This is a genomic window from Microbacterium enclense (assembly GCF_001456955.1).
In the GTDB taxonomy this organism is placed as follows: domain Bacteria; phylum Actinomycetota; class Actinomycetes; order Actinomycetales; family Microbacteriaceae; genus Microbacterium; species Microbacterium enclense.
In genome coordinates, this window is sequence record NZ_KQ758472.1 from 73,146 (window position 1) to 80,240 (window position 7,095).

Sequence of the window (7,095 nt, forward strand, 5' to 3'; positions counted from 1 at the left end):
GTCCGCCCGTCGGCATCGGCGCATCCCGCACCTCCCGCCGCCGGCGCCGGCGCCTCTCGCCGACCTCCCACCGTCGGCATGCACTCCCCCGACGCTCAGAGCCGGTCGGTCGCGCACGACTCCTGCAGGCTTCCGCGCGGACGCCCTGCAGGCGCCCCACCCGACAGTGTTGCCGGAGTTCTGCCGTCGGCCTCCGGACAGCCGAGCCGCCGGGCCACCGGGCCGCCGGGCCGCCGGGCCGTCAGGCCAGCCGAGCCACCCGGCAGCCACGCAGCTCAGGCGCACAACGCGCACACCTTCTGCAGAACCCGCCCCAGATGCTGCCGCACCGCCCGCGCCGCACAGGATTGCAGGGGTCCTGCTCGCACACGGCGAGCCGCCCGCCTCGAGCGCGTGGACGGATGACGCGGACCACACGTGACCGGAGGTCGCAACCCCCGGCGCGATGTCGGAGGTCTGGGGTGTGCTGGGGGCTCCCCAGGAATGAGGTCTCCGTGAACGCTCCCGCAACGCTCGAACAGTCCGCCCGTACCGCCCGTGAGGTGTTCGGCTGGGACGACCTGCTGCCCGGGCAGGCCGAGGCGATCGACGCGGTCGTGAGCGGGCGCGACACGCTCGTCGTGTTCCCCACCGGCGCGGGAAAGTCGGCGGTGTACCAGATCGCGGGCTGCGAGCTGGGCGGCGTCACCGTCGTGATCTCACCGCTCCTCGCCTTGCAGCGCGACCAGATCGACTCGATCGACGCCGCCCCCGACGCGCCCGCCGCGGTCGCGTTGAACTCCCGCACCAGTGCGTCCGCGAAGAAGGCGGCGTGGGCCGCGATCGAGAGCGGTGACGCGGTGTACGCCTTCCTGGCTCCCGAGCAGCTCGCCAACAGCGAGGTCTTCGACCGCCTGGCGGATGCCGACGTGCGCCTCGTCGTGGTCGACGAAGCGCACTGCGTCTCGGCGTGGGGCCACGACTTCCGCCCCGACTACGCCCGCATCGGCGACGCCGTCGAGGCGCTCGGGCACCCGCCGGTGCTGGCGCTGACGGCCACGGCATCCGCCCCCGTCCGCGATGACATCGTGTCGAGCCTCGGCATGCGCGATCCGCACCTCGAGGTGCGCGGCATGGACCGCCCCGAGATCCACCTGGCCGTGCGCCGTCACGAGCACGACGTCGACAAGCGTCGCGCGGTCGTCGCCGATGTACAGGATGCCGATGGCCCGGCGCTGCTCTACGTGGCGACGCGCAAAGAGACCGACGCCTACGCCGACGAGCTGACCGCCCTGGGGCTGCGGGCCGCCGCGTACCACGGCGCCATGGCGCAGAAGAAGCGCGACGAGGTGCACTCCGCCTGGAGCGCGGGCGAGCTCGACGTGGTGGTGGCGACGTCGGCGTTCGGCATGGGCGTCGACAAGAGCGACGTGCGCCTCGTCGTACACGCCGACGTCACCGAGTCGCTCGACTCGTACGCCCAGGAGATCGGGCGCGCGGCCCGCGACGGACAGCCCGCGCGGGCGATCCTGCACTACCGTGCCGAGGACTTCTCGCTGCGGTCGTTCTTCGCCGGCGGACACACAAAGCGCGCCGACATCGCCGGGGTGTGGGATGCGCTGCGGCGGGCGAAGAAGCCTCTGCGCGCGAAGGCCATCGCCGACGAGAGCGGACGGTCGACGCGCGCCATCGGCCGCGTGCTGAACCAGCTCGTCGCGTGTGGCCTGGCGGCATCGGGCCCCGAGGGCGTCAGCGTCGTCGAGAAGGTCGCGGCGGGTGACGCCGTGAGCGCCGTGCGTGAGCGTGACGAGGCAGAAGAGCGCATCCGGGCCTCGCGCATCGAGATCATGCGGGGCTACGCCGAGACCACCCAATGCCGTCGACGGGCGCTGCTCGAGTACTTCGGTGTCGAGACGCCCGCGCAGTGCGGAGCGTGCGACCGCTGCGACGCGGGAGCATCGGCCCCCGTCGATGCCCCGGCCCACGACGCCGAGAACGACGGCATCCGCATCGATTCCACCGTCGAGCACGGCGAGTTCGGCACCGGCACGGTGATGGGGATCGAAGACGACCGGCTCACGGTCTTCTTCCCCGAGCACGGGTACAAGGTGCTCGCCCGCGCGGCCTTCGACAACGGCATCCTGGAACTCGGCGACGCGGCGTAGTGGCGCGGCTCGGCGGCGAGCAGAACCCACCGGCATTCGGCGACCCGGCATCCGCCACCGGCACCCCGCAGCGCGCACCGGCATCCGGGATGCGTCAGCGCGCCCGCGTCGCCCACCACGCCCACGCGACGAGCACCGGCTGCAGGAACAGCCGCACGAAACGCGCGCGATCCGTGTTGAGTCCCGGCGCAGAGCGACCGGTGCGCCACTGGTGCACGTTGCCCGGAAACACGGCGACGAAGAAGGCGGCGATGGCCGCGCCGATGCGTCGGCGTTCCCCGGGCAGCGCGATGAGTGCGACGCCGAGCACCATCTCGACGGCACCGGATGCCACGACGATGGCGTCCTTATCCGTGTGCAGCAGGCGCGTCGCCCAGCCCGGCACGACGATGCGGTAGCCACGCCTCCCCCACGTGAGGTGACCGCTTCCGGCGCCGACCAGGAGCAGGGCGAGAGCCCCCCGCGCGGCCGATCGGACGGTGAGACCTCGACGATGTGGCATCCGGTCAGTCTTGCACCCGCTGAACCGCCGGGGGCCGTAGGCTCCCGACATGCCGACGACCGACGACGAAGCCCTCGACGTCCGCCCCGCGGAGCGCGATGACGCCGTGACGATCGCGACGATCCACGCGACGTCGTGGCGCGAAACCTACGGACGCTTCGTCGACGACCCCGATACGAGCCCGTGGTTCGCCGTCGATCGCCGGATCGGCATGTGGCGCGAGAACCTCGACCGGGGCGCCTTCACGACGCTGGTCGCCCGCCTCGATGGTGAGATTGTCGGCTTCGCCGCCGTCCAGCCCGTCGACGATCCGGCGGCGGCGCGGGCGGAGGAGCTGACGATGCTGTACGTGCTCGGCCGGGCCCACGGCAGCGGCGCGGGTCAGGCTCTGCTCGACGCCGTGCTCGGAGATCGTCCGGCGCAGCTGTGGGTCGCCGCCGACAATCCCCGCGCGCACGCGTTCTATCGCCGTAACGGCTTCCGCCCCGACGGGGCCGAATCGTCGTTCGGGCCGATCCCCCGCACCGTGCGACTCGTCCGCTGAGGCCGTTCACGCGTCAGACGGTCTCGATCGCCTCCGCCGCGATCTCGACGAGGCGGTGATCGCGCTCCTGCTCGTACGCCGTGATGGTGACGACGGCGTCGCGCGCCGGGACGACGAGAACGTACTGGCCGTAGAGGCCGTCGAGACGCCACCCACTGCCCGGTCCGCTCCAGCACCCCCGCCCGTACCGTGACCAGGGGGCCGGCGCGCCGGTGTCGAACCCGTCGTCGTGCATCGCCGCGACCCAGGCGGCATCCACGAGTCGTCGTTCTCCGATGCGACCGCCGTCGCGAAGAAGCCGTCCGACGCGCGCGAGCTCGCTGGTGCGCAGCTCGAGCCCGCTGCCGCCGAGAACGTGTCCCCGCGGGCAGCGCCGCCATGTCGGGTGCGGGATGCCGAGGGGCTCGAACAGGCGCGGACCCAGCCATTCGTGCACGTCGCCGACGCGGGACGCGAGCATCCGCATCGCGACGTACGTGCTCGCGTCGGAGTACTGGAACACGCGGCCCGGTCCCCGCGACGGCGTGCGCAGCATCGCTGAGGCGAGATCGACGCCGGGCGTGGGGTCGCCGGCGAACCACTCGAAATCGATGCCGCTCGTCATCGTCAGCAGATCTCGCAGGGTCACCTGCTCCACGCCCGAGCCGATGTCGTTCTGGGGCAGGACATCGACGGCGCGCGTGTCGATGGAGAGAACGCCCTCGTCGATCGCGATGCCGGCGGCGATCACGCTCACCCCTTTCGACGCGGAGTACACGTCGGCCGGCTCATCGGGTGCCCACCGGTGCTCGACGCCTTCGTCGCCGATGAGGACGTGGATGCCATGGGCACCGAGCCTCTCGTCGTCGATCGCCGCGACCATGGCGTCGAGGGCACGGCGAGGGTCAGGCATGGCGTCCACCGTAGCGGGCGGTCTCCTGCAGGGCAGCCCGCCGGGCTGGTCCCGCGAGAGGTGCGAGTGCGGCCCTCAGCCCTAGTTCGCGAACACGCCTGCGGCCTCCGCCGGTGCGGACCTCACCCTTATTCGCTGACACGCCAGCGGGCTGCGCGAGTGCGGCCCTTGGGCCTGCCCGGGCTTACACGCGCCTGCGGCCTCCGCCGGTGCGGTCCTCAGGCCTGCCCGGCGACACACACGCCTGCGGCCTCCGCCGGTGCGGCCCTCAGGCCTGCCCGGGGACACACACGCGGGCGGTGCGAGTGCGGTCCTCAGCCCTGGCCGGGAAGACCCCAGGTGCCTCCGCCCGGCGGGGGCGGACACACGGATGCCGCAGACAGCGCCGCAACCTCGGCACGCACGGCCACCCCGTCGTCGCTCTGCTGGACGGTGAGGACGACGCCCTGCTGCGAGCGATCGGCCGGGGTGAAGCCGGTCGCCGCGGACGAGGTGACCGTATCGTCGGGGAGGAAGCCGTAGGCCGTGCTCACGAGATCGGCGGGCGGGTTCTCGCGGATCCAGTTGACCGTCTGCGCCACGCTCGCCCCGGGAATGCGCCACACGGCGCCCTCCTCGGCGATGGGAGTGCAGATCCAGCCCGTGTGGGACAAGAAGCCCACGGCTCCGCCGCCCTCGGCGCGCACCGCTCCCTCGGGCAGCACGATCGCGTCGAGCCAGGAAGCAGCCTGCGCCACCGCGGCGGCATCGGGCGTCGCCGGGACCGTCGGTGACGGCTCCGAACCGAGGTAGGGTTCCTGCGTCGCGGGCGGCGGCCCGACGCGAGGCGCAGCGGTCTCGGTCACCGCCCCGCCGCCGGCCGCGGGGGCGCCGGCACATCCGGCGAGCAGGGCCGCCGCGGCGAAAACGGCCGTCACGGTCACCGGGAGTCGTCGCATGGCCCCATGCTATGTCGCACGCGGGGACCGGACGGGCAGCGGAATGTGCGCGCGAGCGGCGGGGTGCGCGCACCCGGGCGCCAGGGCGGGCCCTGCCCCAGCAGCACGGCGGGCGTTCGCCCGGGCAGTTCAGCCACGCTCGCCCGGGCAGCACGTCGCGGCTCAGCCCGGTGACGGTGCCGTGCGGCGGGCGAAATCGACGTACGCCTCGACGGTGTCCTCCGGCACGATGGCGCGCAGCACGACCTCGTCGGCGGCCGCGGTGTACGCCACGAGGGCGTCGCCCAGTTCGGTGACATCGCGGATGGTCGTGTCGGCGGCATCCACCCCCATCCGTTCGAAGTTCGCGGCGTAGTTCGGGAACGACGCGTAGCGCGCCGTCTCGGCGTCGAGCCGGGCGCGAGCGGCCGAGACGATCGCGGTGCGCACGTAGACGGCGACGTGGGCCGCGGGGGCGATCGCGTGCAGGGCGCCGGCTTGCGCGTGCGCTTCGGTGGGCGGCACCCAGTTGAGCAGCACCCCCTCGGCGCTCTCGGCTCCGGTGCGGCGCATCTTCGGCCCGAGCGCTCCGACCAGCACGCGGGGCATCCCCTCTCCGTGGAGCACCTCGATCGCGTCGCGCACGCGGGCGAGGGCCCCCTCCTTCGACGCGCCCGAACCGATGCCGAGCGTCAGCCGGTCGAGAGGGAGGCCGAGCGACGCCACGTCGGCGGCGATCTCCTGAGCCGGACGGCGGTCGACCGGCACGACGCCGGTCGCGAGGTGCAGGCGTTCGGTCACCCGCGAGGCGGCCGCCAGGGCCGCGAGCGCGTCGCCGTCGGGGGTGTCGTTGACCCACAGCGTGTGGAAGCCGGCGCTTTCGACAGCGGGCGCGATGCGGGCGATCGCCTCGGGACCGAGCGACCCGGCGAGGCCGAGCGAGACCGTGCCGCGGCTCACGAGACGCCTCCGGCGTGCGGCACCGATACCGCCACCTGACCGACGGCCGCGAAGAACGCCGCGAGGTCGACATCGTCGGTGGGAAGGAGCACCACGTCGTCGACGCCGGCCGCCTGGAATCGCGCGACTCCCTCGGCCACGTCCGACACGGATCCCGCGAGCACACGATCGTCTGCATCGGGACGATCGCGCAGCACCGCGGTCGCCCGCTCGCGCGCGTCGGGACCGAAGGCGGTGAGCACGTAGGCGACGACGTCGGCACGACCCTCGCGTCCGGCGCCGGCTCGACCCGCCTGCACGGTCTCGACCGCCGCGGCGATCTCGGCGACGGTGTGACGGCTGTCGAGCACGACGCCATCGGCGACGGCGCCCGCGAGTGCGAGGGTCTTCGGACCCTCGGCCGCGGCATAGACGAGCGGGGCGTGAGCGGGCGGCCAGTCGAGGGTCACGTCGCGAAGTTTCACGTACCGCCCCTCGGCGCTGACCGTCTCGCCCGCGAGCAGCGCACGCAGCGCGGGCAGGTGCTCGTGCATGAGCGTGAGCGGTGAGGCGGCCTTGGCACCGACCTGTCGCATCCAGTCCTGCACGCCGTGCCCGAAGCCGGGCAGCAGACGGCCGGGGAACATGCGCTCGATGGTGGCGACCTCCATGGCGGAGGCCGCGACGTTGCGCAGGGGCAACGGCGCGATGCCGACGCCGATGCGCAGATGGTCGGTGACGGCCAGGGCCGCGGCCGCTGCGGCCCACGCCGACGAGCGGAAGCAGTCTTCCCAGAGCCACAGCTCTTCGACCCCCGCGTCTTCGGCCGCCCGCGCGGCGTCGCGAAGCTCTTCGGGAGGGTGCGGATACGGGCTGAAGATCGTGCCGATACGACTCATGACGTCTACTCTGCCGCCAACCTCCGACATCGCGGCAGGGGGTGGCTCGCGGAGCCCCGTCGCCGTCGTGCCGCATTCCGGATGCTTAGGCCCGAACTCCGTCCGAGGCGCCTCGCGAGGTCGCGGATCCCACGTCTCTCCGGAGCCTGGCCCACCCCGCCCCCGCGGCCACCATGCGGCTCCCGGGCCGCTCAGCCTCCCCTTGTCGCCGCCCGGTGTGCCGGACTCCGGAGCGCACAGTCGAAACCCCCGCCGAAA

Annotated in this window: 7 protein-coding genes; 2 read left to right on the forward strand and 5 right to left on the reverse strand. The window is 73.1% G+C overall.

From position 1 onward, the window contains the following. The first annotated feature begins 494 nt into the window (after window positions 1-494). On the forward strand, window positions 495-2,144 hold the full coding sequence (locus tag AS029_RS12035; protein WP_058232846.1) for a RecQ family ATP-dependent DNA helicase: 1,650 nt from the start codon (window positions 495-497) through the stop codon (window positions 2,142-2,144). A gap of 94 nt (window positions 2,145-2,238) precedes the next feature. Here AS029_RS12035 and AS029_RS12040 read toward each other — a convergent pair whose 3' ends face one another. Next, entirely contained in the window at window positions 2,239-2,646 is a 408-nt protein-coding gene (locus AS029_RS12040) for a DoxX family protein (protein WP_058232847.1), read from the reverse strand. Between the two features lie 49 nt (window positions 2,647-2,695). Between AS029_RS12040 and AS029_RS12045 the strand changes: the two genes are divergently transcribed. Next, complete coding sequence (locus tag AS029_RS12045; RefSeq protein WP_058232848.1) at window positions 2,696-3,190, forward strand: GNAT family N-acetyltransferase; 495 nt, start codon at window positions 2,696-2,698, stop codon at window positions 3,188-3,190. Between the two features lie 13 nt (window positions 3,191-3,203). Here the strand turns inward: AS029_RS12045 and AS029_RS12050 are convergent, their stop codons facing one another. The 4 genes from AS029_RS12050 to AS029_RS12065 all read right to left on the reverse strand — a co-directional run bounded on the left by AS029_RS12050 (window position 3,204) and on the right by AS029_RS12065 (window position 6,837). Then, window positions 3,204-4,082: a serine hydrolase domain-containing protein gene (locus AS029_RS12050; protein ID WP_058233082.1), complete on the reverse strand. Its 879-nt coding sequence runs from the start codon at window positions 4,080-4,082 to the stop codon at window positions 3,204-3,206. Between the two features lie 314 nt (window positions 4,083-4,396). Then, the gene (locus tag AS029_RS12055; protein ID WP_139168110.1) at window positions 4,397-5,020 is read right to left on the reverse strand and encodes a hypothetical protein; all 624 of its coding nucleotides are present in this window, start codon (window positions 5,018-5,020) and stop codon (window positions 4,397-4,399) included. A 162-nt stretch (window positions 5,021-5,182) separates the two neighbouring features. Continuing rightward, on the reverse strand, window positions 5,183-5,959 hold the full coding sequence (locus AS029_RS12060; protein WP_058232850.1) for an LLM class flavin-dependent oxidoreductase: 777 nt from the start codon (window positions 5,957-5,959) through the stop codon (window positions 5,183-5,185). Next, complete coding sequence (locus tag AS029_RS12065; RefSeq protein WP_058232851.1) at window positions 5,956-6,837, reverse strand: LLM class flavin-dependent oxidoreductase; 882 nt, start codon at window positions 6,835-6,837, stop codon at window positions 5,956-5,958. Before AS029_RS12065 ends, AS029_RS12060 begins: the two co-directional genes overlap by 4 nt. Window positions 6,838-7,095: the final 258 nt, after the last annotated feature.